Raw genomic sequence first — 22,208 nt, 5'->3', positions numbered from 1 at the left:
GACAGATGCCGCAGACCGGAATCCGGCCCGCGGCACCTGCACGTCTCAGAGACGTATCAGCGAGCTAGCGGGTCTTGCCGCCCTTCGCGGCGGGCCCGGCCTCCCTGTGCGCGGCCACTCCCGGCACCTCTGGTGTCGCGCCGCCCTTGGCGGCCGCCTTAGTAGGGCCCACGCTCGGCGACGTCGACCGAGCCGCCACGGTGTCCACCACAGCCCTCCGCCCCGCCGCCACACCCACCGGATTACGCAAGACGTCATTGGCGGCCTGCACCAGCCTCGACGCCGGGCCCTTCTGCCAGGACGTGTCCTTCGCCAGCCCGGCCAGATGCTCCGCCACCGGCACGCCCAGCCTCTCCGCATCCGCCATCCGCGCCGCCACCAGCGGCCACTGACGCGCCGCCACCAGCGCATCCGCCTCCCGCTCCATCCCGGGCATCGCCTCGCGCACCATACGCACGAAGCGCTGGTTCTCCGAGGAGCTGATGGCCAACTGCCGCAGCGCTCTCTCCCGGTCCCCCAGGTCGAGGTCCACAGGGACGTCCAGTCCAACCGTCAGCGGCCCGTACGACAGCCTCGCATCCCGGCTCATGGCCGGTGCCTTCACCGCAAGCGTCTTCGCCACCGACCGGTCGACGCCGACACCCTCCTCGTACGCGGCCGCGAGGACCGCCCGCACGTTGACGCCACGGGCATCCAGCCTCGCCATCGTCGCGGCCATCTCCGGCCACGCGGAAGAGACCAGGATCGCCTCACGCACCGGCCCCGCCGGCAACGTCTCACGCAGCGCCTTCACCCACTCGTCCGTACCCTCACGGGCCACCCCCGCCGCATTCGCCGCCACCTGATCCCGCACCGCCACGGCGACTTCACCGACGCGCGGCAGCATCATCTCCAGGTCGACGCCCGCCTGCTGAAAACCCATGAGCTGCTGCGCGAGCTGGGGCCAGTCCGCAGCTCCCAGCAGTGCCGCACCAATATCCGGCGGCAGGGCCTTCTCCACCACGTCCGAAGCCTCCGCCGCCGCCGTCCCGGCCTCGGGAAGTTCCTCCCCCCTCCCGGCCTTCCTCTGCTGCTGGCGACGCACCGCATCCGCGATGGCCGACATCAACCGGAACGCCATGACAGCCGTCTGGACCGCCTCGCCGGCAGACTCTGCGAACGCCTCTCCGGCACCCTCTGGCATCGGTGTTGCCATGCTCCGCTCCCCTCGTTAACGGCCCCGTCGCGGGCCCTTGCCCTGCGCTGAACCGAACTCACGGCAGGTGTCGAACACGGCCAGAACTTTGACCCCACCAGCCATGTGCGCAGCGCGGGCCACGCCGGTTCGGCGAGCACCGCACCTGTATGTTCCGTCGTCGTCATCCGCGACACGGCGGAGGGTTCCGAAGAGCCGTTCGACGCGCCTACGCCACCACTTTCGGACGGCTGGGTCGACCACGTCACGCCTGGCATGGGGGAACGGCAGCTGAGTGCAGACTTGTGCATCCAAAGTCACCCGTGCCCGGCTGATGCATATGTCTCGCCGGAGCATCGGGGGAGGCTGGTCAGCTCGGTAGAGCTAAGTCCAGGCGCGAACTGCGCGCACTGCTCGACCGCGTTCGGCGGCACGACCCCCGCATCGTCATCGACTGCGAGGTACGGGAGTCACCGCACGGCCCCCAGGCGAAGCTGTACATCCTGAATGAGGCGCGTGTCTTCCACGGTTGGTACGGGATCGAGGAGAGCACCTTCGAGAGGGACGGCAGGGTGCACGACTTCCTCGACGCCGCCGGGCTCAGCATCAAGCATGGGGACGCCCGATATTTCGGCTGGACCGTGCGGAGCGGTACAAAGACGACACGGCAGGTCGCGCGGTCCCACTTGGAGTGGTTCCAAAACCTCTGGGACGTGCTCGACCGGGTGAAGCCCGCCACGCCGGTGATCCGGAACCCCGTCTGGGAGCCGCCTCAAACGCCTCCGGCGTCCGGTTCACCTCACTGAGCCCCTGCTCCGCAACCGGGCGAGCACCGGCTGCCAGTCGGGGACCAGGGCGTTCGCGCCCGCCTCGCGGAGCAGGCCGGCCTTGGTCTCGTTCCGGGCGAAACCCACGAAGCCGACGCCTGCTTCGCGGGCGGCGCGGCAGTCCGAGGGGGCGTCGCCGATCATCACCGTCTCGGCGGGCGCCGCGCCCAGCGCGCTCATCGCCCGGCGCAGGCAGTGCGGGTCCGGCTTGAGGAGGTCGAGGCGGGACGTGCGGCCGTAGATGTGGGGGGTGAAGCAGGGCGTCAGGCCGCGGAGGTCGAGGTAGCGGGTCACCGCCCGCGGGGAGTTGTTCGTCGCGATGGCGAGCCGCGTGCCGACGGCCGACCAGGTCCGTATGAGCGGGTCGGCGTACGGGGTCGGAAAGGCGCTCGGCACCGCCCGCAGCTCCTGCTGGGTCAGCCTCTCCTCCAGCTCGGTCACGAGATCACTGCCGCGCTGTCTCGCGTCGACCGCGCGCAGCACCTGGAAGGGGTCCCGTTCCCCGCGTACGTCGTCCGTCAGGAGGCCGTGCAGTCCCCGCTCGGCCAGCCAGCCGATCTGCTCCCGGGCTATGCCGCGCGCGGAGTGTCCGGCGAAGAGCCCGCAGATGGGGCCGTCGAAGTCGAGGAGGGCGAAGTGCGCCCGGGTGATCATCTCCACCGCGGCCCGCGCCTCCGCCGCCATCACGGCCCCTGCCTCCGCCGCCACCCCGCCCCGAGTCCCCGCGGGCTGCGTCCCCGCCTCGGCCTCCGCTGCGGCCCGCGCCCCCACCGGCTCCGCCCCCACCCCGGCCCCCGCCTCGGCTCGCGCCTCCGTCCCCACCGAGGCCCGCGCCTGCGCCGTCACTCGCTTCACTCGTCCCGCTTGTGCCGCGTCCGATCGCGTCGCGTCTGAGTTCATCTAAGAGAGTGTCAGGTCCGAGGTGATGGTTGCCCAGAGGGCGTCGAACCACTTCTGGGACTCGTCGACGAACGTGGCGTCACGTGAGGTCGGCCCCGTCTTCTCGAAGGAGAACAGGGGGGCCGTGATGCCGCCGACGTCGTACATGTCCATGGCCTCGGCGCCGCTCGCGTCGTCCAGGAGCACCTGTTCGCGCCCGAGCGTGTAGTACGCCAGCAGCGCCTCCTTGCCGTTCACCAGGTACAGCTTCACCGGCGTCGTGAACGGCAGCGCCCTGAACTGCACCGACACGTCGATGCCGTGGGAGGAGCGCAGGGCGCGGAGGTTGTGGCGGAGCACCTGGCCCTGGGCGTTGCGTTGGGACAGCCAGCGCCGGTGGAGGCGGTCCGCGCTCCGGGGGTCGGCCTCGACCGGCACGGGGAAGGCCAGCGTGATGTCGCTGCTGGGCAGCAGGATGCGTACGGCGATGGAGTCCGGGCGGATGCGGCCCTCGTGGATGAGGCGGACCGGTTCCCCGAGGGCGATCATCAGGGTCTCGGCGGTGTACGACACGACGTCGATCCGCACCTGCGGCTCCGCGAACGCCGCCGCGAGCCGTGGGGCCAGCGCGACCATGGACGGCTGCGGGCCCTGGGCCGCGGGCGCGGGTCCCGCTTCGGCGACCCGTGGCGGGCTGCCCTTGCTGACGTTGGACAGCAGGCCTTCGCTCTGGAGCTTCTTCATCGCCTGCCGCACGGTGCCGCGCTCCACGCCGAACTCCTCGGCCAGCTCGGCCTGGGTCGGCAGGCGGTCACCGGCTCTGAGCTCGCCCGCCCGGATGCGCTCACGCAGGGTGTCGGCAATGTCCTGGGGTGAGAGCTTTCTACTGCCGTTCACTGCAGCGTTCTCCTGGGTCACCACCAAACGATACAACCGTCCGCCATCTCAGGGGAGTTGTGGGTGAGTTGTTTATTCCGGCTCGCCAAGTGGGGACACCCTAGGCAGAGTTGGTTGCCAACTGACTCAAGATGGCAGAAGGAGGCACCACCATGCCCGCCATAGCCCTCCTCGCAGCCGTGGCCGCCGTCGCCGCCGAACAGCTCGTGCAGTGGAAGTACGGCCCCATGGGCATCGCCGGTCTCCTCCTGCTGACCGTCGGCCTCAAGGCCAAGAGCCCGGCCTGCAGCTCCGTCGGCGCCGGCGTCCTCGCCCTGATGGTGACCGGCCCGGCCCTATGACCACCGGCCGGCCCGCTGAGGTCGGCCTCAGCCCTACCGGGCCTCAGCCCCACCAGGTCTCAGCCCCACCGGGTCTCAGCCCACCAGGTCCAGGTCCTGGCTGATCGTGCTCCACAGCGCGTTGAACCACAGGTGGGACTGCTCGACGAACGTCGTGTCCCGCAGGCCGCCCCCCTGGTGGAAGGGGAAGAGCATCGACTGCGTGCCCTGCGCGTCGTACATCTGCAGGGACTCCTCACCGATCTCCTCGCCCCGCTCGGACAGCGTGTAGTACGCGAAGAGCGCCTCCGAGCCGTTGAGCAGGTACAGCTTCACCGGCGGCGTGAACGGCAGCGCCCTGAACTGCACCGACACATCGATGCCGTGCGACGAGCGCAGCATCCGGAGGTTGTGGCGCAGGACCTGGCCCTGTGCGTTGCGCTGGTCGAGCCACCGGCGGTGGACCTCGCCGTCCTCGTCGTCCCGGTCGTCGACCGGGGTGGGGAAGGCGAGGTCGATGGCGCGGCTCGGCAGCAGAACCCGGACGTCGACCTTGGCCGGTTTCCGCTGCCCCGCGTGGATCTGCCGGAGCGGTTCGCCGATCGCCATGGTGAGCGAGACGGACGTCAGGCAGAGCGCGTCGATCTCCACGTGCGGCGCCTCGAACGCCGCCGCGACACGGGGTGCGAGTCCCACCATCGTCGGCTGCGGACGCACCGCTCCGGGGTCGGCGAGCCCCCGCTCGGACGCGTCGGCGACCGTGGCGGGACTGCCCTTGGACACGTTGGACAGGAGGTGCTCACGGTGCAGTATCCGCAGCGCCTCCCGTACGGCGCCGCGTTCGACGCCGAACTCGTCGGCCAGTTCCGCCTGCGTGGGCATGCGCTGACCCGGCCGCAGGGACCCGGACCTGATCCGCTCGCGCAGCACCTCCGCCACCTCGCGGTGAGAGCGCTGCCGCTTCTTGTTCCCGTCGACCGGGACGTGGTCCGTAGTCACAACCAAACGGTACAACTTCGCGCCATCTTCCGGGAGTTGTCAGGAAGGTGGTTATGAGTCGACTCTCACGGAGATAACTCAGGAGAAGTTGGTAGCCAACTTGGGCGACATGGTCAGGTCCCACCGGGCTTGGTCACCACCCCGGGGGTCACCGCCGCGACGTCCCGTCGGCGGCGTCCAGTTGGTCACCGGCCGCACGGGGTCCGCCGCCCCGATCCCGAAGGAGGGAACGCCATGCCGCTCATCGCCCTCGTCGTCGCCGCCCTCGCCATCGGTTTCGAGCAGCTCATCCAGTGGAAGTACGGGCCGCTGGGAATCATCGCCTTCGTCCTCCTCACCGTGGGGGTCAAGGCCAGGAACACCAAACTGAGCGGAGCGGGAGCCGCGCTCCTGATCCTGCTCCTCGCCCAGTCGAACTGACCGGGTGACCCGACCGGTCCCATCGACCGGTCCCACCACAGACCCGGTTGACCGGGCTCCCATCCGGAGGGGAGCCGGGAGTCCGGTCGGCCGCCGATGAAAAGAGCCCCGGCTCCCGGCTACGGGGAGCCGGGGCTCGCTCACGCGTGACGGCGGGCCGCCGTCCCGGCGGGGATCAGAAGAGGTCCGGGCACCACGGCCGCCGCGACGTGCGGAACAGCGTGTCCATCAGCGCCGCCGCGCCCGCCCGCCGCTCCGCCGCCCGGCCCAGCGCCACCAGCCGCGCCAGGGAGCCCTCACCTAGCCACATCCGCCCCAACTCGCCGACGCCCAGGGAGATGTCGCAGGCGTCGCCGGTCGGCGCACACTCCACCCGGCCGCCCTCCGCGACCTCCAGGCGGTACCGGCCGCCCGCGAGCCCTGCGTCGTCGGCGACGTCGAGGACGAGCGTGCCGGTACCGGCGTACGTGCGCGCTTCGAGGGCCCGTACGACATCGAGGACGCGCACCCAGAGCCAGTCGGCGTGCGTGGTGACCCGGGCGGCGCGCGGGTCCGGCAGGAGGTCGGGGAGCACGTCGTCGGGGGCGCGGTGGCCGGACCTGACCGAGACGACCTTGTCGATCGAGCAGACGTAGTGCCACAGGGCGCGCTCGGCGGCGGGCGTGGCGGTGGTCGTGCCGAGGACGGAGGCGGAGTTCTCCGGCAGCCTGGAGGCGTCGTACCGGTTGTGGGTCGTGCGGTACACGATGAGGCCGTCGACCGTGCCGGACGGTGAGCGGTAGAGCGCGTAGAACGGCTCCTCCCACGGGAACTCGGGGGTGGCCTCCTGCCCGGTGTTCCGCAGCCACCACCGCTCGTCGCGGTCGATCGCGCCGTGCTGGAGGGCACGGAAGCGCTCGTGCAGCTCGGGGCCCAGCTTGCGCACGTCCTCGCCGTCGACCAGGTCGATACGGGCGCCCGCCTCGTCCGGACCCGACCAGCGCGGGTCGAGCCCCGCACGCGGCACGTCGACCGTCCACTCGGTGGTCGAGGTCGCGGGCCCGAAGCCGTACCGTCCGTAGATCCGGTGCTCGGAGGCGATCAGCGTGGCGACCACGGCGCCGCGCTCCTTCGCCGCCGCGAGGTCCGCGCTCATCATGCGGCCGAGGATGCCGCGGCGGCGGTGCGTGGGCGCCACCGTGACCGCGGTGACGGCGTGGGCGTCGACGGCGGCCCCGCCCACGGCGGTCAGCTCCTGCGGATAGGAGCGGTACGTGCCCACGCAGCGCCCTCGGTCGAAGGCGCCCCGCAGGGTCTGGGCGTCCTCACGCGCGCGTGCGTGAGCGATGGCCTCGTCCGACATCGCGGCCCGTGAGCGGAGGAACCCGGCCTGGACGGCGCGCAGCCAGGCCGGCAGTTCGGCGTCGGTGATCGTCCGTATCTCAACGTCGTCGTTCATGCGCCAACGCTAGGCAGCGGGCCCCGGCGCCGCACGCGTTTTCCCCCGGCCCGGCCGCGGCGCCGGGCCCCGACGATCCCGCACCGGCCCCGCAGCGGCCTCACACCAGGAGGTCGTCCACCTGCGCCTCGCCCTCGCGGTAGCGCCGGGTGATCTCCGCGCTGCAGTCGTCCGCCGTGCGCTGGAGGAGCTGGCGGCGGCGCGAGACCTGCTGTTCGTACCCGACGAGGCGGCCCATGGCCGTGTGCAGCTCCTCGTCCGTGCGCGCCGCCAGGTCGGAGAGCTCGACCTCGGCGAGCATGTCCGTGGCCAGGCGGCGGTACTCCTCGCCCTGCGGGGTGCCGAGCGTGACGTGCCGTGCCGACGAGCGGTGCCTGGCCGGGGCGTCGGCGAGGATCTCCGAGAGCCGGTTCACGACCGCCGCGTCCGGCGCCGGGGCCTGCGGATCGCTCGGGTCCTTCCGGCGCGCCAGCTCGGCCCGCAGGATGTCGATGCGGCCCTGGAGCAGCCGCCGTACGTAGCTGAGGTCGGCCTCGTCCCGCTGCGCCGCCCTGCGCAGTCCGCGGAGCTCGCCGAGACGCCGTGCGGCCAGGTCGATGTCCGGCACGTCGGGCAGCCGCGGGCCCGTCGTGCGCTGTGCGGGCGGACGCGGAACCGCCGTGCGCCGCAGCGAGATGATGCCTCCGGGCGACTGCCCCGCACCTGGTGTGCTCATGTGCTCTACCCGTCCCCTCGACCGGCCGACGCGGTGCACCGCGTGCGAGCATCGTGCCACTCGAAGTGGCCGCTATGGGAGCGAGTGCCCGCAATCAGCCCCAGATGGGGGGATCGAGCGCCGCCGAGGCCCCGGCCGGACCACGCCGCGGGGCACGGCATGATGACCGTATGCGAGCTGTGGTGCAGAGGGTCGACGGGGCGAGCGTGGTCGTCGAGGGCGAGGACGGCCCCGAGACGGTGGGCGAGATCAGCGGCGAGGGCCTGTGCGTCCTGGTGGGCGTCACGCACGACGACACCAAGGAGAAGGCCGCGCGGATGGCCGCGAAGCTGTGGTCGCTGCGGATGCTCACCGATGAGCGGTCGTGCAGCGACGTCGACGCGCCGCTGCTGGTCATCAGCCAGTTCACCCTCTACGGGGACGCCCGCAAGGGCCGCCGCCCCACCTGGAACGCGGCGGCCCCCGGCGATGTCGCCGAGCCCCTGGTCGACGAGGTCGTCGCCCGGCTGCGCTCGCTGGGCGCGACGGTGGCCACCGGCCGCTTCGGGGCGCAGATGCGGGTGGGGCTGACCAACGACGGCCCCTTCACGGTCCTGCTGGAGATGTGACCGGCGGCCGGGGAGCCGCCGGCGGCCGGCCTACGGCTCGACCACGACCTCCTGCGCGGCGGCCGTGTCCCCCGCGACCAGCTCCGCGTCCACCGGGACGTTGCGCTTGACCAGCGCGAGGGCGATCGGCCCCAGCTCGTGGTGGCGTACGGAGGTCGTCACGAAGCCCAGCTTGCGGCCCTCGGCGCCCTCGCTCGCGAGGTGCAGGGGCGTCCCGGCGGGCGGCAGGTGCACCTCGCTGCCGTCCAGGTGCAGGAAGACCAGGCGGCGCGGCGGCTTCCCCAGGTTGTGGACGCGGGCGACGGTCTCCTGCCCCCGGTAGCAGCCCTTCTGCAGGTGGACGGCGGCGCCGATCCAGCCCAGCTCGTGCGGGATCGTGCGGTGGTCGGTCTCGAAGCCGAGGCGCGGCCTGTGGGACTCCACGCGCAGCGCCTCGTACGCGAGGAGACCGGCCGCGGGGCCGTTCCCCGCCGCGTAGGCCTCCAGGTCGGCGCGCGGCAGGAACAGATCGCGTCCGTGCGGCGTCTCGCGTACGACGACGCCCTCGGGGACGGCGGCGATCGAGCCCGCGGGCAGGTGGACGACCGCGTAGTCGTCCGTTCTGTCGGCGACTTCCACGCGGTAGAAGAACTTCATGCTCTCCAGGTACGCGAGGAGGGCGTCCTGGGTGCCGGGCTCGACGTGCGCCCAGATGGTCTCGCCGTCGTCGACGAGGTACAGGGCGTGCTCGATGTGTCCGTTGGCGGAGAGGATCAGGGCTTCGGTGGCCCGGCCCGCCGGCAGTTCGCTGACGTGCTGGGTGAGCAGGAGGTGCAGCCAGCTCAGCCGGTCGGAGCCGGTGACGGTGACCACGCCGCGGTGGGAGAGGTCGACGAAGCCGGTGCCGTCGGCGAGGGCGCGCTGCTCGCGGAACAGGTCGCCGTAGTGGGCGGCGACGCCTTCGTCCACGCCCTCGGCGGGGACGGCGCCGGGCAGGGACAACAGGGGGCTCTTCATGTTCACAAAGACTACGACCAGCGGGCGGCGGCTTTTATTTCTGCCCGCGCTCCGCGGCCGTCCCCGGCGGCTCCGACCGCTGCTTCGTGCGGCACTCCCCGCACTGCCCGAAGATCGCGAAGTGCTTCAGGTCGGTGTCGAAGCCGAAGGTCTCGCGCAGCTTGGCGGTGAACTCCGCGGCGATCCCGGTGTCCGCCTCGATGACGCCCGTGCAGTCCCGGCACACCAAGTGGATGTGGTGGTGGCGGTCCGCGAGGTGGTACGTCGGGGCGCCGTGCCCGAGGTGGGCGTGCGAGACCAGCTTGAGCTCCTCCAGGAGCTCAAGGGTGCGGTAGACCGTGGAGATGTTGACCCCCGACGCCGTCTTGCGCACTTCGCAGAGGATGTCGTCGGGAGTCGCGTGCTCCAGGGTGTCGACGGCTTCGAGGACGAGCTGGCGCTGCGGCGTCAGCCGGTAGCCGCGCTGCCGCAGGTCGCTCTTCCAGTCGGAATCGGTGCTCGCCACACCCCAGATTCTAGGTCCCCTCGGGTCTACTTGAAGAAGGCGATGCCGTCGTCCGGCAGATCGCCGAGGTTGCGCGCCATGTCGGCGACCTCCTCGGGCGTGACGACCTTCTTCAGCTGGGCCGACATGTACGGCCGCAGCGGCACCTCGGGGGTCTGCTTCTCGCCGACCCACATCAGATCGCCCTTGACGTAGCCGTAGAGCCGCTTGCCGCCGGTGTAGGGGCCGGAGGCGGCGGTGCGCGCGACGGCGTCCGTGGCCAGGTCGATCTGCGGCTTCTTGTCGGCGAGCTCGCCGTACCAGACCTCGACGACCCCGTCGTCGCGGACCATCACGACCTCGACCTTGCGGTCCTCGTCGATCCGCCAGAAGCCGGACTCGGACTCCAGCGGCTTCACCTTGTTGCCCTCGGAGTCGAGCACCCAGGTGTGCGAGCGGTACTCGATGAAGTCCCGCCCGTCGTGCGTGAAGGAGACCTCCTGGCCGAAGTTCGCCTTCTCGGCGCCGGGGAAGTCGGTCACGCCGGCGCCCGCCCAGTTGCCGAGGAGGAAGGCGAGGGGGACGAGGCGGGGGTTCAGGTCGGACGGAATCTCGATCATGGGATGCTCAGGCGATCTGTTCGGTGCGGGCGACGGGTGGGGGTCAGCGCTGGCCCTGGTACAGCTTCTTCACGGTGAGCCCGGCGAAGGCGAGAACGGCGACGCAGACAAGAACCAGCAGGGCGGAGAAGAAGGCCTCAAGCACGGGGTGCTCCTCGGTGAGCGGTCGGGGCAGGTATTCAGAGCCGGTCCCACTGTAGTCGGGCGACGCCCGTGGCTCTTGGCGAGGGGCCTTACGATGCGGCCATGGCGAAGAAGCTCGTGATCAAGGTGACCGCCGGGACCGACGCCCCCGAGCGCTGCTCGCAGGCCTTCACGGTGGCGGCCGTGGCCGTGGCCAGCGGGGTGGAGGTCTCGCTCTGGCTGACCGGCGAGTCGTCGTGGTTCGCGCTGCCGGGCCGCGCGGCGGAATTCGAGCTTCCGCAGGCCGCCCCGCTGCCGGACCTCATCGACTCGATCATCGCGGCGGGCCGCATCACGCTGTGCACGCAGTGCGCCGCCCGGCGCGACATCACGGAGAAGGACGTCCTCGCGGGCGTGCGGATCGCGGGCGCGCAGGTGTTCGTGCAGGAGGCCATGACGGACGGGGTCCAGGCGCTCGTCTACTGAACCCGCACGGTCGTACGCTGGACACATGTACGCGCGCAGGCGCCATGTGTACTTCGCCATGATGGGGACGTGCGTCGCCCTGTTCGTCCTGGCGTGGGGCGTGGTGCGGCTGTGGTCGGTCCCCGTCGCCGTCGGGATGTGCGTCGTGGCGATGGTGATCCCACCGCTGGCCGCCGTCGTGGCGAACCGGCGCGGCCCCGACGACCGCTGGTGGGACGATCCTCCCCCAAGCTCTCGGCTTCGCTCGAGCACGGGGGACCCCCATGGCGATGCGAGGTCCGACGAGTGGTGGGACGAGCTGGACGGGAAGCACCGTCGGTAGCCGGTGGGCCGTCGGTAGCCGAAGGGCCGCACCCCGTTCCAGTGGCGTCCAACCCCCTGGGGTGCGGCCCTCCGGCCGATCACTGCGCGTCGCGGGTCAGACCGCGATCGCGACCTCCGCGAGACCGCCCGTCCGGGCGACGACCGTACGGTCCGCCGTGCCGCCGGGGATCAGCGCCCGGACGGTCCACGTGCCCTCGGCGGCGTAGAAGCGGAACTGCCCGGTGGCCGAGGTGGGCACCTCGGCGGTGAACTCGCCGGTCGAGTCGAGCAGGCGCACGTAACCGGTGACGGGCTCGCCGTCGCGGGTCACCTGGCCCTGGATCGTGGTCTCGCCGGGCTTGATCGTCGAAGCGTCGGGGCCGCCGGCCTTTGCTCCACACATGTCGTACTCCTGGGATGAGGGGGAGGTCGGGAGGCTTACTTGTTGGCGCCGAGCTCGATCGGCACACCGACGAGCGAGCCGTACTCGGTCCACGAGCCGTCGTAGTTCTTCACGTTGGTCTGGCCGAGCAGCTCGTGCAGGACGAACCAGGTCAGGGCCGAACGCTCACCGATGCGGCAGTAGGCGATGGTGTCCTTGGCGAGGTCCACCTGCTCGTCCTCGTAGAGGGCCTTCAGCTCCTCGTCGGACTTGAACGTGCCGTCGTCGTTGGCGTTCTTCGACCACGGGATGTTGCGGGCGCTCGGCACGTGGCCGGGGCGCTGCGACTGCTCCTGCGGGAGGTGGGCCGGGGCGAGCAGCTTGCCGCTGAACTCGTCGGGCGAGCGGACGTCGACGAGGTTCTGCGCGCCGATGGCCGCCACGACGTCGTCGCGGAAGGCACGGATCGAGGTGTCCTGCGGCTTCGCCTTGTACTCGGTGGCGGGGCGGTTCGGGACCTCGGAGCCGTCGACCAGGTCGCGGGAGTCCAGCTCCCACTTCTTGCGGCCGCCGTCGAGGAGCCTCACGTCCTGGTGGCCGTAGAGCTTGAAGTACCAGAAGGCGTACGAGGCGAACCAGTTGTTGTTGCCGCCGTAGAGGACGACGGTGGAGTCGTTGGCGATGCCCTTGGCCGACAGGAGCTTCTCGAAGCCCTCCTGGTCGACGAAGTCGCGGCGGACCGGGTCCTGGAGGTCCTTGGTCCAGTCGATGCGGATCGCGTTCTTGATGTGGTTCTTGTCGTACGCGGAGGTGTCCTCGTCGACCTCGACGATGACGACCTTCGGGTCCTCGATGTGGGCCTCGACCCAGTCGGCGTCTACCAGGACGTCGCTGCGGCTCATGCTGATCTCCTCCGGGGCAGTTACGGCGGTGCGGCGTTGCGAGGGGACGTGCGGGTACGGCTCAGGAGCGCGGGGAGGCGCGGCGTACGTGGCACGGGGCGGCCCGGCCGAAGTCGTCGTCGACGGGCCTGGGGAAAGCGGGAGTCGGAGCTCCCGCTAGAAGGGGCGACAGAGCATGGCGGCGACGCGGCACAGGTCTACTGCCCGCCGCTTCGTGAGGTCCGCCTGTCGCTTCATGGTGCCGATCGTAGGGACGCGGAGGCGGGTGTGTCACCGGCGCTCCGCATACTGAGACGCGATCGTCCACGATATGAGAATGGTTGAACCCCGGAGCCGCCCCGGGGCCCGCCGCGCCCGGCCCCGACGCCCTCGCATCCGCCCGCCGGACGCCCCCGTCTCGCGCCTCGGACGAACGTGCTCGTGGTGGGTCCGGGGCGCGCCCACGACGGGGGCCGGGCGCACCGACGACGGGGGTCGGGCGTACCCACGACGGGAGCCGGGGCCGTACCCACGACAAGGGCCGGGCGCGCCCATGACCGGAACCGGGACCGTGCCCACGACAAGGGCCGGGCCGTGTCGGCCCGGCTCTCGGAGGCGGTGGTTCAGCCGGTCAGGCTGACGTTCTCGCCCGTCACCGTCATGTCCACACCGTCCGACGCCGCCTCGACCTTCTCCAGCTTGATGCCGGCGGGCAGGTCGTCGATCTTCTGCTCGAAGTCCGTCACGTCGCGCGCCGTGTCCTCGGGGAGCGGGATGGAGATGCCGAGCACCTCGATCTTCTTCGGGATCTCGTCCGCGTGGACCTTGATGCGGTCGCCCTCGACGCGGACCGAGCTGAGCACGTACACGGGCTTCGGGAGCTTCGTGCCGCCCCTGCTGACCTCGACCTCCAGCTTGATCTTGCCGTTGCCGCCGTCGGAGAGCCCGACGACCTCGCCCTTGGCGCCGAGCGGCAGGTCCACCGGCTCGGACTTGCCCGCCTTCAGCAGCTCGTCGTACGTGACGTGGGCCGTGCCCGAGGCGGTCGCGGCGGTCGCGGAGCTGTAGTCGCCGGAGAACTTCACGCCCTTCATGTGGGCGTTCAGGTCGGCGATGCGGATCGAGTCGGAGCCGGACCTCGCGTCGTAGTCCTTGATGCCGACCTCGACGTCGTCCAGCTCACCGCCCACGACCTGGGTCAGGAAGGGGAATCCCTTGATGGAGACGTCGGGCGCCTCGCTGAGCCCCTCGTTCGAGCGCAGCTTCTCGGCCGCCTCGTCCTCGGCGAAGTTCACGGCGAGCCGGTCGGCCGCCACGAAGAGGCCTCCCAGGATGACCACGACGATCAGGAGTGTGCGTATCGCGCGCTTGCTCATGTCCGGAGTTCCCCCACGTTGTCCCCCGCCTCGACTGTCGATGCCGCGAGCCTAAAGGACAGGTCCCCGGCGGCCGGGCCCGGCCGGGGACCTGTCGAACAGCTGTGACGATCGCGTACGAGGTGTGGGCACGCGCCCACGGGTTCTCAGCCGAAGGCGCGGCCGAAGAGGTACACGGCGGGGGCGGCCGCCGCGAGCGGCAGCGCGACGCCCGCCGTCATGTGCACGAACCTGGACGGGTAGTCGTAGCTCGCCACGCGGTGACCAATCAGCGCGCAGACGCCCGCGCCGAGGGCGAGCAGCGCGGCGTCGCCGCCGCCGAGGTCCGTCATGCCGCCGACGGCGACCCCGCCGCCGGTGGCCGCGAGCAGCGCGACGACGACGGAGGCGGGCGTGGGCAGCGGGAGCGCGCGGGCCAGGACCGCCACGGCGACCGCCACGCCGCCGACGGTCACCGCGTCGGGGACGGCCGCGAGGTGCCCGGCGGCGATGATCGCCAGCGCCGCGGAGACGACGGTGGCCATGAGCCCGTACATCCGCTCGTCGGCGCCGGCGCGGCTGCGCAGCTGGAGCACGAGCACCAGCAGCACCCAGACGCCGAGGGTGCCGAGGATGGCGGCGGGCCCGTGCCCCTCGCCGACGGTGAGCAGCACGGCGTCGGCGACGACACCGCCGAGGAAGGCGAGCGCGATGCCCTGCCGGGCGGGCCACATGCCGTTCAGCCGGAACCAGCCCGCGGCCGTCACGGCCTGGAGGATGACCAGCGGCACGAGCAGCGCGTACTGCCCGGCGGCGGCGCCGCCCGCGAGCAGCAGCCCGAGCAGCGCGGTCAGGGCCGCGGGCTGCATCCCCGGTTCTATGACGGGCGAGCGCCCCTCGGCGCGGGCGCGCTGGGCGTCGGTGACGCGGGTGTTGCCGGTGGTGGTGGCGGGGCCGTAGGAGGGACCGTGGTCCGCGGGGGCCGGGGCGGGGGTGGCCGCCGCGGGCTCCTGGGTCGCCTGGGGGTGGGGTTGCGTCGCCTGGCGCTGAGGCGCGTGGTGCTGGGGTGTGTGGTGTTGCGGCTGCGGCTGCGGCTGCGGCTGGGGAGCGTGGGCCTGCGGCTGCGGCTGGGACTGGGGTGTCTGCGCGGGCAGGTACGCGGTCTCCGTCACGTCCACCGCGGCGATGGGCGGCTGCACCTGCGTCTCCCAGGTCTGGCCCTCCCACTGCTGGGTGTACTGGTCCTGCGCGTACGGCTGGAGGTACTGGGCCTGCTGGTACTGCTGCGGTTGCGGCTGCTGGTACTGCTGCGGCTCCGGGTACGCGGCGTACTGCTGCGGCTGCTGTTGCTGGGCATACGGCTGGGCGTACTGCTGCTGCTCCGGGTACGGATACTGCTGGCCGGTGTGCTGCTGCCCGGTGTATTGCTGACCGGTGTGCTGCTGCCCGGCCTGCTGGCGGCCCGCGTACTGCTGGCCGGGATGCGCCTGCTGCCCGGTGTGCTGCCGGCCCCCGTACCCCTGACCCTCGTACCCCTGACCCTCGTACCCCTGACCCTCGTACCCCTGCTGAGGGCCCTGTTGCTGGTGGCCCTGCTGGTAGTTCTGCTGATAGCCCTGGTGGCCCTCACGGTTCACCTGGCTCTCATGGCCCTCGTGGCCCTCATGGCCCTCGTACGGCTGACTGGACATGGTGCTCATCCTCCTGCGAACGGCGGGAGCACCTCGACCGTGCCGCCCTCGGCCAGCCGTACGGTCTCATGCCCGCGAGTGCCTACGGGGTCGCCGTCGACGAGGAAGGAGCAGCGCATGAGGACCCGGACGAGCTCTCCGGGGTGCCGCTCGCGGGCGCCGTCCAGCACTTCGGCGAGCGTCGCCGCGGCGTAGGGCTCCTCGGCGACGCCTGCCGCCGCCTTGGCAGCGGCCCAGTAACGAATGGTGCCGTTCACCATGCGACTCCCCTTTCAGTCGGCGGTTGCCGACGTCCATGATGCCGTGGCCCACGCGGCGATCCGTCCGGCCAGCTCGTCGGAGACCGCGTGCTCCGCATGCCCCATGCCCTCCTCCAGCCACAGTTCGGCGCCCTCCCGCGCGGCGGCGGCCAGCATCCGGGGGTGGTCGACGGGGAAGTACGGGTCCCGGGTGCCGTGCACGACGAGCAGCGGCGCGGGCGCGATGAGGGGGACGGATTCGACCGGGGAGAGGGGCACGGGGTCCCACTCGTGCGGGTGGATTCTCGTGCGCAGTCCGAAGCGGCCGACGACCCGCCCCGCTGGCCGCGTCACGATCCAGTGGAGCCGTCGCATCGGGGCGGTGCCCCGGTAGAACCAGCGTGCGGGGGCGCTGACCGCCACCACCGCGTCCGCCCGCGCTTCCATGCGCCCCCTGTGCGACGCACCGTGCCGGAGCACGACGGAACCGCCCATCGAGAACCCGACGGTCACCACGTGTGCGTGGCCCAGCGAACGCGCCCACTCCACGGCCGCCGCCACGTCGAGCACCTCGCGGTCGCCCACCGTGGAGTGCCCGCCGGAGGCCCCGTGGCCCCGGAAGGAGAAGGTGATCACCGCCGCACGCTGGGCGAAGACGGCGGCGATCCGGCGTACGTGCGGCCGGTCCACGGCCCCGCTGAATCCGTGCGCGAGGACGATCGCCGTGCCTCCGGGAGCCCCCTGTCCCGGCTCGTACGCGGCCTCGATGGCGACCCCGTCCTGTGTACGCAGCGTGACGCGCTGCCGAACGGGAGACTGCGCGCGCGTGAGCGGCTGCACAGAAGATCGCGCCGCTCGACCTGCCGGACCGGAACTCATGTGGGCTATTCTGCTGGGCAGAGGATCCGGGCAGCGAAGCCCCCGGGTCCTTTTGTGCTTTCACACGCAGCACACAGCAGCACACGTACGAAGCAGTGCCGAGACGCCCCGGCTCCGACGAGCGGGGGCACCCCCCTCCGCAGGGACCGAGGAGGAACCATGGGCGGGCGAAACGTGCACGACCGCAGGACAGACCGAGGCCACCGGACCGGGGGCGCCACGCGATGAGTTCCCTGCTGCTCCTCACCAACGCCCTCCAGCCCTCGGCGGAGGTGCTCCCCGCCCTCGGCCTGCTCCTGCACAACGTGCGCGTCGCCCCGGCGGAGGGCCCCGCCCTCGTCGACACCCCGGGCGCCGACGTCATCCTGATCGACGGCCGCCGCGACCTGCCGCAGGTGCGGAGCCTCTGCCAGCTCCTGCGCTCCACCGGGCCCGGCTGCCCGCTGCTCCTCGTCGTGACGGAGGGCGGTCTCGCCGCCGTCACCGCCGAGTGGGGCGTGGACGACGTGCTCCTCGACACGGCGGGCCCCGCCGAGGTCGAGGCGCGGCTGCGGCTCGCGATGGGCCGCCGGCAGATCACCGCCGACGAGCTGCCCACCGAGATCCGCAACGGCGACCTCTCCGTGGACGAGGCGACGTACAGCGCGAAGCTGAAGGGCCGGGTCCTGGACCTGACCTTCAAGGAGTTCGAGCTGATCAAGTACCTGGCGCAGCACCCGGGCCGGGTCTTCACGCGCGCCCAGCTGCTCCAGGAGGTCTGGGGCTACGACTACTTCGGCGGCACGCGCACGGTCGACGTCCACGTGCGGCGGCTGCGCGCGAAGCTCGGCGTCGAGCACGAGTCGCTGATCGGCACCGTCCGCAATGTCGGATATCGCTTCGTCACCCCGGAGAAGGTCGAACGCGGGGCCGACGAGGAGAAGGCGAAGGCCGCCACGCCCCGGGCCGAGAGCGGCGAGAAGCGGGCGGCGCAGGCGGCGAAGCCGGCCGGGAAGTCCGCGTAGGAACTCTCGTGGGCCGGTGGGGTCCATCCGCGTAGACTGCGCGCGTGGCCAAGGTGACGCGGGACGATGTGGCGCGACTGGCGGGTACTTCGACCGCTGTTGTCAGTTATGTCATCAATAACGGACCCCGGCCGGTCGCCCCGGCCACGCGCGAGCGTGTACTCGCCGCGATCAAGGAGCTGGGCTACCGCCCGGACCGGGTCGCGCAGGCCATGGCCTCCCGGCGCACGGACCTCATAGGCATGATCGTGCCGGACGCGCGCCAGCCGTTCTTCGCGGAGATGACGCACGCCGTCGAACAGGCGGCGTCCGAGCGCGGGAAGATGGTCCTCGTCGGCAACTCCGACTACGTGGAGGAGCGCGAGACCCACTACCTGCGCGCCTTCCTCGGCATGCGGGTCTCCGGCCTCATCCTCGTCAGCCACGGCCTGACCGACCAGGCCGCCGCCGAGATCGACGCGTGGGACGCGCGCGTGGTGCTCCTGCACGAGCGGCCCGAGGCCATCGACGACGTCGCGGTCGTCACGGACGACCTCGGCGGCGCGCAGCTCGCCACCCGGCATCTGCTCGAACACGGCCACGAGTACGTCGCCTGTGTCGGCGGCACGGCCGACACCCCGACCGTCGGCGACCCGGTCTCCGACCACATCGAGGGCTGGCGGCGCGCGATGCGGGAGGCCGGCAGGTCGGTGGAGGGGCGGCTGTTCGAGGCCCCGTACAACCGCTACGACGCGTACCAGGTCGGCCTGGAGCTGCTGGCGCGGCCCGACCGGCCCACCGCCATCTTCTGCTCCACGGACGACCAGGCCATCGGCATCCTGCGGGCCGCGCGCGAGCTGCGCATCGACGTGCCGGGCGAGCTGGCCGTCACCGGCTTCGACGACGTCAAGGAGGCCGGCCTGACGGACCCGCCCCTGACGACGGTCGCCTCCGACCGCCCGGCGATGGCCCGCGCGGCGGTGGACCTGGTCCTGGACGACGGCCTGCGGGTCGCGGGCTCGCGAAGGGAACGCCTGAAGCTGTTCCCGTCACGACTGGTGGTACGCCAGTCGTGCGGGTGCGAGTAGCGAGGCAGACCGCCGGGTCACGGGATCCCCCGCGCGCCTTTATAAGGGGCATACGCACTTCTGCCGGGCTTCTCAGGACGTACTCAGGCAGTTCTCATGTACGCGGGCCAGTCTCGATGACATGACCGAGACCTTCCGCCCGAGCGGCGAGTACCCCCAGCAGCAGCCGTCCGCGCCTGTGCACCACGGCGGTACACAGGGCGCGTACCAGCACGGCACGTATCCGCCCCCGCCGAGCTTCGCGCCGGAGGCGGCACCGGCGGCACAGCCCCCGAGGCGCCGCCGTGCCAGGGGCCCGGCGGCCCTGCTCGCGGCCGTGGCGATCGCGGCGGCGGCGGTCGGCGGCGGCACGGCGTACGCGGTGCAGACGCTCACCGACCAGGGCGGCGGTTCCTCGGCCACCAGCACGGACGTCGTGCCGACGAGCCAGAGGGGCACGGTCTCCGGCGTCGCGCAGGCGGTCAGCCCCAGCATCGTCGAGATCAGCGCCACCACGGGCCAGGGCAAGTCGACCGGGTCCGGAGTGATCATCAAGAGCGACGGCGAGATCATCACGAACAACCACGTGATCTCCGGCGCCTCCTCGATCACGGTGCGGACGAACGACGGCAAGACGTACGACGCCGAGGTCGTCGGCACCGACAGCAAGAAGGACCTCGCGCTCATCCAGCTGAAGGACGCCTCGGGCCTCAAGGCCGCGACGCTCGGCGACTCCGACAACGTCAAGGTCGGCGACGAGGTCGTCGCGATCGGCTCCCCCGAGGGCCTGACCGGCACCGTGACCAGCGGCATCATCTCCGCGCTCGACCGGGACGTCACCGTGTCGACGGGCGAGGGGCAGCAGCAGCCCCAGCAGGAACAGGGCGGCTGGCCGTTCGAGTTCGGCGGGCAGGAGTTCAACGGCGACACGGGGTCGTCGAAGACCACGTATAAGGCGCTGCAGACCGACGCCTCGCTCAACCCCGGGAACTCCGGCGGCGCCCTCATCGACATGAACGGCAACATCATCGGGATCAACTCCGCGATGTACTCGCCCGCTTCCTCGCAGGCGGGCGCCGACTCGGGCTCCGGCAGCGTCGGCCTCGGCTTCGCCATCCCGGTCAACACGGTCAAGGACGACCTCGCCAAGCTGCGGTCGGGATCGCAGTCGTGACGCCCCGGTCCACCGCCGGCGCCGTACGGTCCGCCACACGCCGCGCCGCGCGCGCCCGCGTGCGAGGCTGATACCTGCCGCCCCGCCCGACCACTACCTCCGAGGACTGCCACGATGAGCCCCGCCGATGGTGACCGCGAGCAGCAGCGCATCCTGATCGTGGACGACGAACCCGCCGTGCGGGAGGCGCTCCAGCGCAGCCTCGCCTTCGAGGGGTACGGCACGGAGGTCGCCGTGGACGGCGCCGACGCGCTCGACAAGGCCGCCGCGTACCGCCCCGACCTCGTGGTCCTCGACATCCAGATGCCGCGTATGGACGGCCTCACGGCCGCGCGCAGGTTCCGCGCCACCGGTTCGACGACCCCGATCCTCATGCTGACCGCCCGTGACACCGTGGGCGACCGCGTCACCGGCCTCGACGCCGGGGCCGACGACTACCTGGTCAAGCCGTTCGAGCTGGACGAGCTGTTCGCCCGCATCAGGGCCCTGCTGCGCCGCAGTTCGTACGCGGCCGGCGCGGGCCGGGCCGAGGAGGGCGACACCCTGGCCTTCGCCGACCTGCGGATGGACCTGGCGACGCGCGAGGTCACCCGCGGCGGACGCACGGTCGAGCTGACCCGTACGGAGTTCACCCTCCTGGAGATGTTCCTCGCCCACCCCCGGCAGGTCCTCACCCGCGAGCAGATCCTCAAGGCCGTCTGGGGCTTCGACTTCGAGCCGTCGTCCAACTCCCTCGACGTGTACGTGATGTACCTGCGCCGCAAGACGGAGGCGGCCGGCGAGCCGCGCCTCGTGCACACGGTGCGGGGCGTGGGGTACGTGCTGCGGGGCGGCGAGTGAGCAGCCCCGTACGACGGTTCCGCGGGCTGCCGTTGCGCTCCCGGCTCGCGCTGCTCGTCGCCACGGCCGTGGCGGTCGCGGTGGCCCTGGCGGCGGCGGTGTGCTGGTTCGTGGTGCGGGACGCGCTGGTCGACTCGCTGGACGACTCGCTGAACGAGAGGCCCGTCACCGAGGACTGGGTGCGCGGCATGGTCGACGATCACGGCCAGTGCCGCCGCACGATCGTCAAGCAGAACGAGGGCGCGCCGAACCTGCTGGAGCAGACGGTGCAGGTGGTCGACCAGAGCGGTGGCAGCTGCGTCGTCTTCGGCGAGCAGAGCATCGGGCTCGAACCGGTGGACACCGAGATCGCCCGCCGCGAGTCACCGGCGACCATCCACGACGCGACCGCCGCCGACGGCACCGAGTACCGCGTGCTCACCTACCCGCTGGACGGCACCGCGTACGCCGTCTCCACGGCCCGTCCCCTCACCGAGATGCACGACACCCTCGACAACCTCACCCTGCTGCTGTCGGTGGTGGGCGGTGTCGGCATCGTCGGCGCGGGCGCGGCCGGCCTCTGGGTGGCCCGTACCGGCCTGCGCCCGGTGGACCGGCTCACCGAGGCCGTGGAGCACGTGGCGCGCACGGAGGACCTCGGTCTGCGCATCCCCGTGGAGGGCGACGACGAGATCGCCCGGCTCTCCGCGTCCTTCAACTCCATGACCGCGTCGCTGGCCACGTCCCGCGACCTCCAGCAGCAGCTCATCGCCGACGCGGGCCATGAGCTGCGCACCCCGCTGACCTCCCTGCGCACGAACATCGAGCTGCTGGCCCGCAGCGACGACACGGGCCGGGCCATCCCGCCCGACGACCGCAGGGCCCTGCTCGCCTCGGTCAAGGCGCAGATGACGGAGCTTGCCGCGCTGATCGGCGACCTTCAGGAGCTGTCCCGCCCCGACGCGGGCCACGCGAGCGGCAAGGTGCAGGTCATCGCCCTGCACGACATCGTGGACACGGCCCTTGAGCGGGCCCGGCTGCGCGGCCCCGAGCTGGCCTTCGAGGCGGACATCGCGCCCTGGTACGTCCGCGGGGAGCCCGCGGCCCTGGAGCGCGCGGTGGTCAACCTCTTCGACAACGCGGTGAAGTTCGGCCCCGCGGGCTCCGCCATCGAAGTCGCCCTGCGGGACGGCGAGCTGACGGTGCGCGACCACGGCCCCGGCATCCCCGCCGAGGAGCTGCCCCACGTCTTCGACCGCTTCTGGCGCTCGCCGTCGGCCCGGAGCCTGCCGGGTTCGGGCCTCGGGCTGTCCATCGTGGCCCGCACGGTGCGGCAGTCCGGCGGCGAGGTGACGCTCGGCCCCGCCGACGGCGGCGGCACGGTGGCGACGGTGCGGCTGCCGGGGGCGGCGACCCCGCCCCCGAGCGACCTGCCCTGACGCCGCCCCA

The 22,208-nt window shown here is 71.8% G+C and carries 25 protein-coding genes and 1 pseudogene; 10 read left to right on the top strand and 16 right to left on the bottom strand.

The window, feature by feature from the left end; genetic code table 11:
- Positions 1 to 64: 64 nt before the first annotated feature.
- The 3 genes from DCW30_RS21980 to DCW30_RS21970 form a co-directional block, all read right to left on the bottom strand.
- The gene (locus DCW30_RS21980; protein ID WP_123985614.1) at positions 65 to 1,195 is read right to left on the bottom strand and encodes a hypothetical protein; all 1,131 of its coding nucleotides are present in this window, start codon (positions 1,193 to 1,195) and stop codon (positions 65 to 67) included.
- 773 nt (positions 1,196 to 1,968) lie between these two features.
- Positions 1,969 to 2,685, bottom strand: coding sequence for an HAD family hydrolase (locus DCW30_RS21975; RefSeq protein WP_079250067.1), 717 nt, complete (start codon positions 2,683 to 2,685; stop codon positions 1,969 to 1,971).
- Between the two features lie 216 nt (positions 2,686 to 2,901).
- Entirely contained in the window at positions 2,902 to 3,804 is a 903-nt protein-coding gene (locus DCW30_RS21970) for a GntR family transcriptional regulator (RefSeq protein ID WP_062773158.1), read from the bottom strand.
- A gap of 125 nt (positions 3,805 to 3,929) precedes the next feature.
- Between DCW30_RS21970 and DCW30_RS21965 the strand changes: the two genes are divergently transcribed.
- The gene (locus DCW30_RS21965) at positions 3,930 to 4,118 is read left to right on the top strand and encodes a hypothetical protein (protein WP_076685491.1); all 189 of its coding nucleotides are present in this window, start codon (positions 3,930 to 3,932) and stop codon (positions 4,116 to 4,118) included.
- A 75-nt stretch (positions 4,119 to 4,193) separates the two neighbouring features.
- Here DCW30_RS21965 and DCW30_RS21960 read toward each other — a convergent pair whose 3' ends face one another.
- On the bottom strand, positions 4,194 to 5,096 hold the full coding sequence (locus tag DCW30_RS21960; protein WP_076685490.1) for a FadR/GntR family transcriptional regulator: 903 nt from the start codon (positions 5,094 to 5,096) through the stop codon (positions 4,194 to 4,196).
- Between the two features lie 234 nt (positions 5,097 to 5,330).
- Between DCW30_RS21960 and DCW30_RS21955 the strand changes: the two genes are divergently transcribed.
- The gene (locus DCW30_RS21955; RefSeq protein WP_062773167.1) at positions 5,331 to 5,516 is read left to right on the top strand and encodes a hypothetical protein; all 186 of its coding nucleotides are present in this window, start codon (positions 5,331 to 5,333) and stop codon (positions 5,514 to 5,516) included.
- Between the two features lie 175 nt (positions 5,517 to 5,691).
- Here the strand turns inward: DCW30_RS21955 and DCW30_RS21950 are convergent, their stop codons facing one another.
- Positions 5,692 to 6,954, bottom strand: a complete 1,263-nt coding sequence (locus DCW30_RS21950; protein ID WP_076685489.1) for a GNAT family N-acetyltransferase — start codon at positions 6,952 to 6,954, stop codon at positions 5,692 to 5,694.
- Positions 6,955 to 7,054: 100 nt separating this feature from the next.
- Entirely contained in the window at positions 7,055 to 7,669 is a 615-nt protein-coding gene (locus DCW30_RS21945) for an RsiG family protein (protein ID WP_076685488.1), read from the bottom strand.
- 170 nt (positions 7,670 to 7,839) lie between these two features.
- Between DCW30_RS21945 and dtd the strand changes: the two genes are divergently transcribed.
- Positions 7,840 to 8,277 carry a D-aminoacyl-tRNA deacylase gene (dtd, locus tag DCW30_RS21940; protein ID WP_076685487.1) on the top strand — a complete coding sequence of 146 codons (438 nt, stop codon included), beginning with the start codon at positions 7,840 to 7,842 and terminating at the stop codon, positions 8,275 to 8,277.
- A gap of 30 nt (positions 8,278 to 8,307) precedes the next feature.
- Here dtd and ygfZ read toward each other — a convergent pair whose 3' ends face one another.
- The 3 genes from ygfZ to DCW30_RS21925 are packed head-to-tail and all read right to left on the bottom strand — an operon-like array spanning position 8,308 to position 10,377.
- On the bottom strand, positions 8,308 to 9,273 hold the full coding sequence (gene ygfZ / locus DCW30_RS21935; RefSeq protein ID WP_076689124.1) for a CAF17-like 4Fe-4S cluster assembly/insertion protein YgfZ: 966 nt from the start codon (positions 9,271 to 9,273) through the stop codon (positions 8,308 to 8,310).
- Positions 9,274 to 9,307: 34 nt separating this feature from the next.
- Positions 9,308 to 9,778: a Fur family transcriptional regulator gene (locus tag DCW30_RS21930; protein WP_076685486.1), complete on the bottom strand. Its 471-nt coding sequence runs from the start codon at positions 9,776 to 9,778 to the stop codon at positions 9,308 to 9,310.
- 26 nt (positions 9,779 to 9,804) lie between these two features.
- Positions 9,805 to 10,377 carry a heme-binding beta-barrel domain-containing protein gene (locus DCW30_RS21925; RefSeq protein ID WP_076685485.1) on the bottom strand — a complete coding sequence of 191 codons (573 nt, stop codon included), beginning with the start codon at positions 10,375 to 10,377 and terminating at the stop codon, positions 9,805 to 9,807.
- 246 nt (positions 10,378 to 10,623) lie between these two features.
- On the opposite strand from DCW30_RS21925, the gene DCW30_RS21915 reads away from it, so the two are divergent.
- Entirely contained in the window at positions 10,624 to 10,986 is a 363-nt protein-coding gene (locus DCW30_RS21915; RefSeq protein ID WP_062773186.1) for a DsrE family protein, read from the top strand.
- Positions 10,987 to 10,993: 7 nt separating this feature from the next.
- Positions 10,994 to 11,308, top strand: a pseudogene (locus DCW30_RS21910) (DUF3099 domain-containing protein); the annotation flags it as partial.
- 96 nt (positions 11,309 to 11,404) lie between these two features.
- On the opposite strand, the gene DCW30_RS21905 reads toward DCW30_RS21910, so the two are convergent.
- The 7 genes from DCW30_RS21905 to DCW30_RS21880 all read right to left on the bottom strand — a co-directional run bounded on the left by DCW30_RS21905 (position 11,405) and on the right by DCW30_RS21880 (position 16,716).
- Complete coding sequence (locus DCW30_RS21905; protein WP_062773190.1) at positions 11,405 to 11,692, bottom strand: DUF1416 domain-containing protein; 288 nt, start codon at positions 11,690 to 11,692, stop codon at positions 11,405 to 11,407.
- A gap of 35 nt (positions 11,693 to 11,727) precedes the next feature.
- Positions 11,728 to 12,573, bottom strand: a complete 846-nt coding sequence (locus tag DCW30_RS21900) for a sulfurtransferase (protein WP_062773193.1) — start codon at positions 12,571 to 12,573, stop codon at positions 11,728 to 11,730.
- A gap of 156 nt (positions 12,574 to 12,729) precedes the next feature.
- Positions 12,730 to 12,810, bottom strand: a complete 81-nt coding sequence (locus DCW30_RS38260; RefSeq protein WP_350751515.1) for an Ms5788A family Cys-rich leader peptide — start codon at positions 12,808 to 12,810, stop codon at positions 12,730 to 12,732.
- Between the two features lie 365 nt (positions 12,811 to 13,175).
- Positions 13,176 to 13,928 (bottom strand): LmeA family phospholipid-binding protein, encoded by a 753-nt coding sequence (locus DCW30_RS21895; protein ID WP_076685483.1) that lies wholly within the window; start codon positions 13,926 to 13,928, stop codon positions 13,176 to 13,178.
- 146 nt (positions 13,929 to 14,074) lie between these two features.
- Positions 14,075 to 15,544, bottom strand: a complete 1,470-nt coding sequence (locus tag DCW30_RS21890) for a hypothetical protein (RefSeq protein ID WP_076689123.1) — start codon at positions 15,542 to 15,544, stop codon at positions 14,075 to 14,077.
- A 59-nt stretch (positions 15,545 to 15,603) separates the two neighbouring features.
- Positions 15,604 to 15,858 (bottom strand): MoaD/ThiS family protein, encoded by a 255-nt coding sequence (locus tag DCW30_RS21885; protein ID WP_076685482.1) that lies wholly within the window; start codon positions 15,856 to 15,858, stop codon positions 15,604 to 15,606.
- A gap of 12 nt (positions 15,859 to 15,870) precedes the next feature.
- Positions 15,871 to 16,716: an alpha/beta hydrolase gene (locus DCW30_RS21880; protein WP_076685481.1), complete on the bottom strand. Its 846-nt coding sequence runs from the start codon at positions 16,714 to 16,716 to the stop codon at positions 15,871 to 15,873.
- Between the two features lie 224 nt (positions 16,717 to 16,940).
- Here DCW30_RS21880 and DCW30_RS21875 point away from each other — a divergent pair, with 224 nt between their 5' ends.
- The 5 genes from DCW30_RS21875 to DCW30_RS21855 all read left to right on the top strand — a co-directional run bounded on the left by DCW30_RS21875 (position 16,941) and on the right by DCW30_RS21855 (position 22,198).
- The gene (locus DCW30_RS21875) at positions 16,941 to 17,720 is read left to right on the top strand and encodes a response regulator transcription factor (protein ID WP_062773199.1); all 780 of its coding nucleotides are present in this window, start codon (positions 16,941 to 16,943) and stop codon (positions 17,718 to 17,720) included.
- A 44-nt stretch (positions 17,721 to 17,764) separates the two neighbouring features.
- The gene (locus DCW30_RS21870; protein ID WP_076685480.1) at positions 17,765 to 18,787 is read left to right on the top strand and encodes a LacI family DNA-binding transcriptional regulator; all 1,023 of its coding nucleotides are present in this window, start codon (positions 17,765 to 17,767) and stop codon (positions 18,785 to 18,787) included.
- Between the two features lie 121 nt (positions 18,788 to 18,908).
- The gene (locus DCW30_RS21865) at positions 18,909 to 19,940 is read left to right on the top strand and encodes a S1C family serine protease (protein WP_076685479.1); all 1,032 of its coding nucleotides are present in this window, start codon (positions 18,909 to 18,911) and stop codon (positions 19,938 to 19,940) included.
- 114 nt (positions 19,941 to 20,054) lie between these two features.
- A complete protein-coding gene (locus DCW30_RS21860) occupies positions 20,055 to 20,780 on the top strand; it encodes a response regulator transcription factor (RefSeq protein ID WP_076685478.1) in 726 nt (241 codons plus the stop codon).
- A complete protein-coding gene (locus DCW30_RS21855; RefSeq protein ID WP_076685477.1) occupies positions 20,777 to 22,198 on the top strand; it encodes a sensor histidine kinase in 1,422 nt (473 codons plus the stop codon). The genes DCW30_RS21860 and DCW30_RS21855 overlap by 4 nt, the downstream gene beginning before the upstream one ends.
- Positions 22,199 to 22,208 lie beyond the last annotated feature (10 nt).

It is taken from the genome of Streptomyces alfalfae (genome assembly GCF_004127445.1).
GTDB lineage: Bacteria > Actinomycetota > Actinomycetes > Streptomycetales > Streptomycetaceae > Streptomyces > Streptomyces alfalfae.
This window is presented reverse-complemented; position numbering and strand designations above follow the sequence as displayed.

Coding starts and splice junctions, on each gene's coding strand:
- DCW30_RS21980 (WP_123985614.1), bottom strand. CDS start 1,195: ATGGCAACACCGATGCCAGAGGGTGCCGGAGAGGCGTTCGCAGAGTCT.
- DCW30_RS21975 (WP_079250067.1), bottom strand. CDS start 2,685: ATGGCGGCGGAGGCGCGGGCCGCGGTGGAGATGATCACCCGGGCGCAC.
- DCW30_RS21965 (WP_076685491.1), top strand. CDS start 3,930: ATGCCCGCCATAGCCCTCCTCGCAGCCGTGGCCGCCGTCGCCGCCGAA.
- DCW30_RS21955 (WP_062773167.1), top strand. CDS start 5,331: ATGCCGCTCATCGCCCTCGTCGTCGCCGCCCTCGCCATCGGTTTCGAG.
- DCW30_RS21950 (WP_076685489.1), bottom strand. CDS start 6,954: ATGAACGACGACGTTGAGATACGGACGATCACCGACGCCGAACTGCCG.
- DCW30_RS21945 (WP_076685488.1), bottom strand. CDS start 7,669: ATGAGCACACCAGGTGCGGGGCAGTCGCCCGGAGGCATCATCTCGCTG.
- dtd (WP_076685487.1), top strand. CDS start 7,840: ATGCGAGCTGTGGTGCAGAGGGTCGACGGGGCGAGCGTGGTCGTCGAG.
- ygfZ (WP_076689124.1), bottom strand. CDS start 9,273: ATGAAGAGCCCCCTGTTGTCCCTGCCCGGCGCCGTCCCCGCCGAGGGC.
- DCW30_RS21925 (WP_076685485.1), bottom strand. CDS start 10,377: ATGATCGAGATTCCGTCCGACCTGAACCCCCGCCTCGTCCCCCTCGCC.
- DCW30_RS21915 (WP_062773186.1), top strand. CDS start 10,624: ATGGCGAAGAAGCTCGTGATCAAGGTGACCGCCGGGACCGACGCCCCC.
- DCW30_RS21905 (WP_062773190.1), bottom strand. CDS start 11,692: ATGTGTGGAGCAAAGGCCGGCGGCCCCGACGCTTCGACGATCAAGCCC.
- DCW30_RS21900 (WP_062773193.1), bottom strand. CDS start 12,573: ATGAGCCGCAGCGACGTCCTGGTAGACGCCGACTGGGTCGAGGCCCAC.
- DCW30_RS38260 (WP_350751515.1), bottom strand. CDS start 12,810: ATGAAGCGACAGGCGGACCTCACGAAGCGGCGGGCAGTAGACCTGTGC.
- DCW30_RS21895 (WP_076685483.1), bottom strand. CDS start 13,928: ATGAGCAAGCGCGCGATACGCACACTCCTGATCGTCGTGGTCATCCTG.
- DCW30_RS21885 (WP_076685482.1), bottom strand. CDS start 15,858: ATGGTGAACGGCACCATTCGTTACTGGGCCGCTGCCAAGGCGGCGGCA.
- DCW30_RS21880 (WP_076685481.1), bottom strand. CDS start 16,716: ATGAGTTCCGGTCCGGCAGGTCGAGCGGCGCGATCTTCTGTGCAGCCG.
- DCW30_RS21875 (WP_062773199.1), top strand. CDS start 16,941: ATGAGTTCCCTGCTGCTCCTCACCAACGCCCTCCAGCCCTCGGCGGAG.
- DCW30_RS21865 (WP_076685479.1), top strand. CDS start 18,909: ATGACCGAGACCTTCCGCCCGAGCGGCGAGTACCCCCAGCAGCAGCCG.
- DCW30_RS21860 (WP_076685478.1), top strand. CDS start 20,055: ATGAGCCCCGCCGATGGTGACCGCGAGCAGCAGCGCATCCTGATCGTG.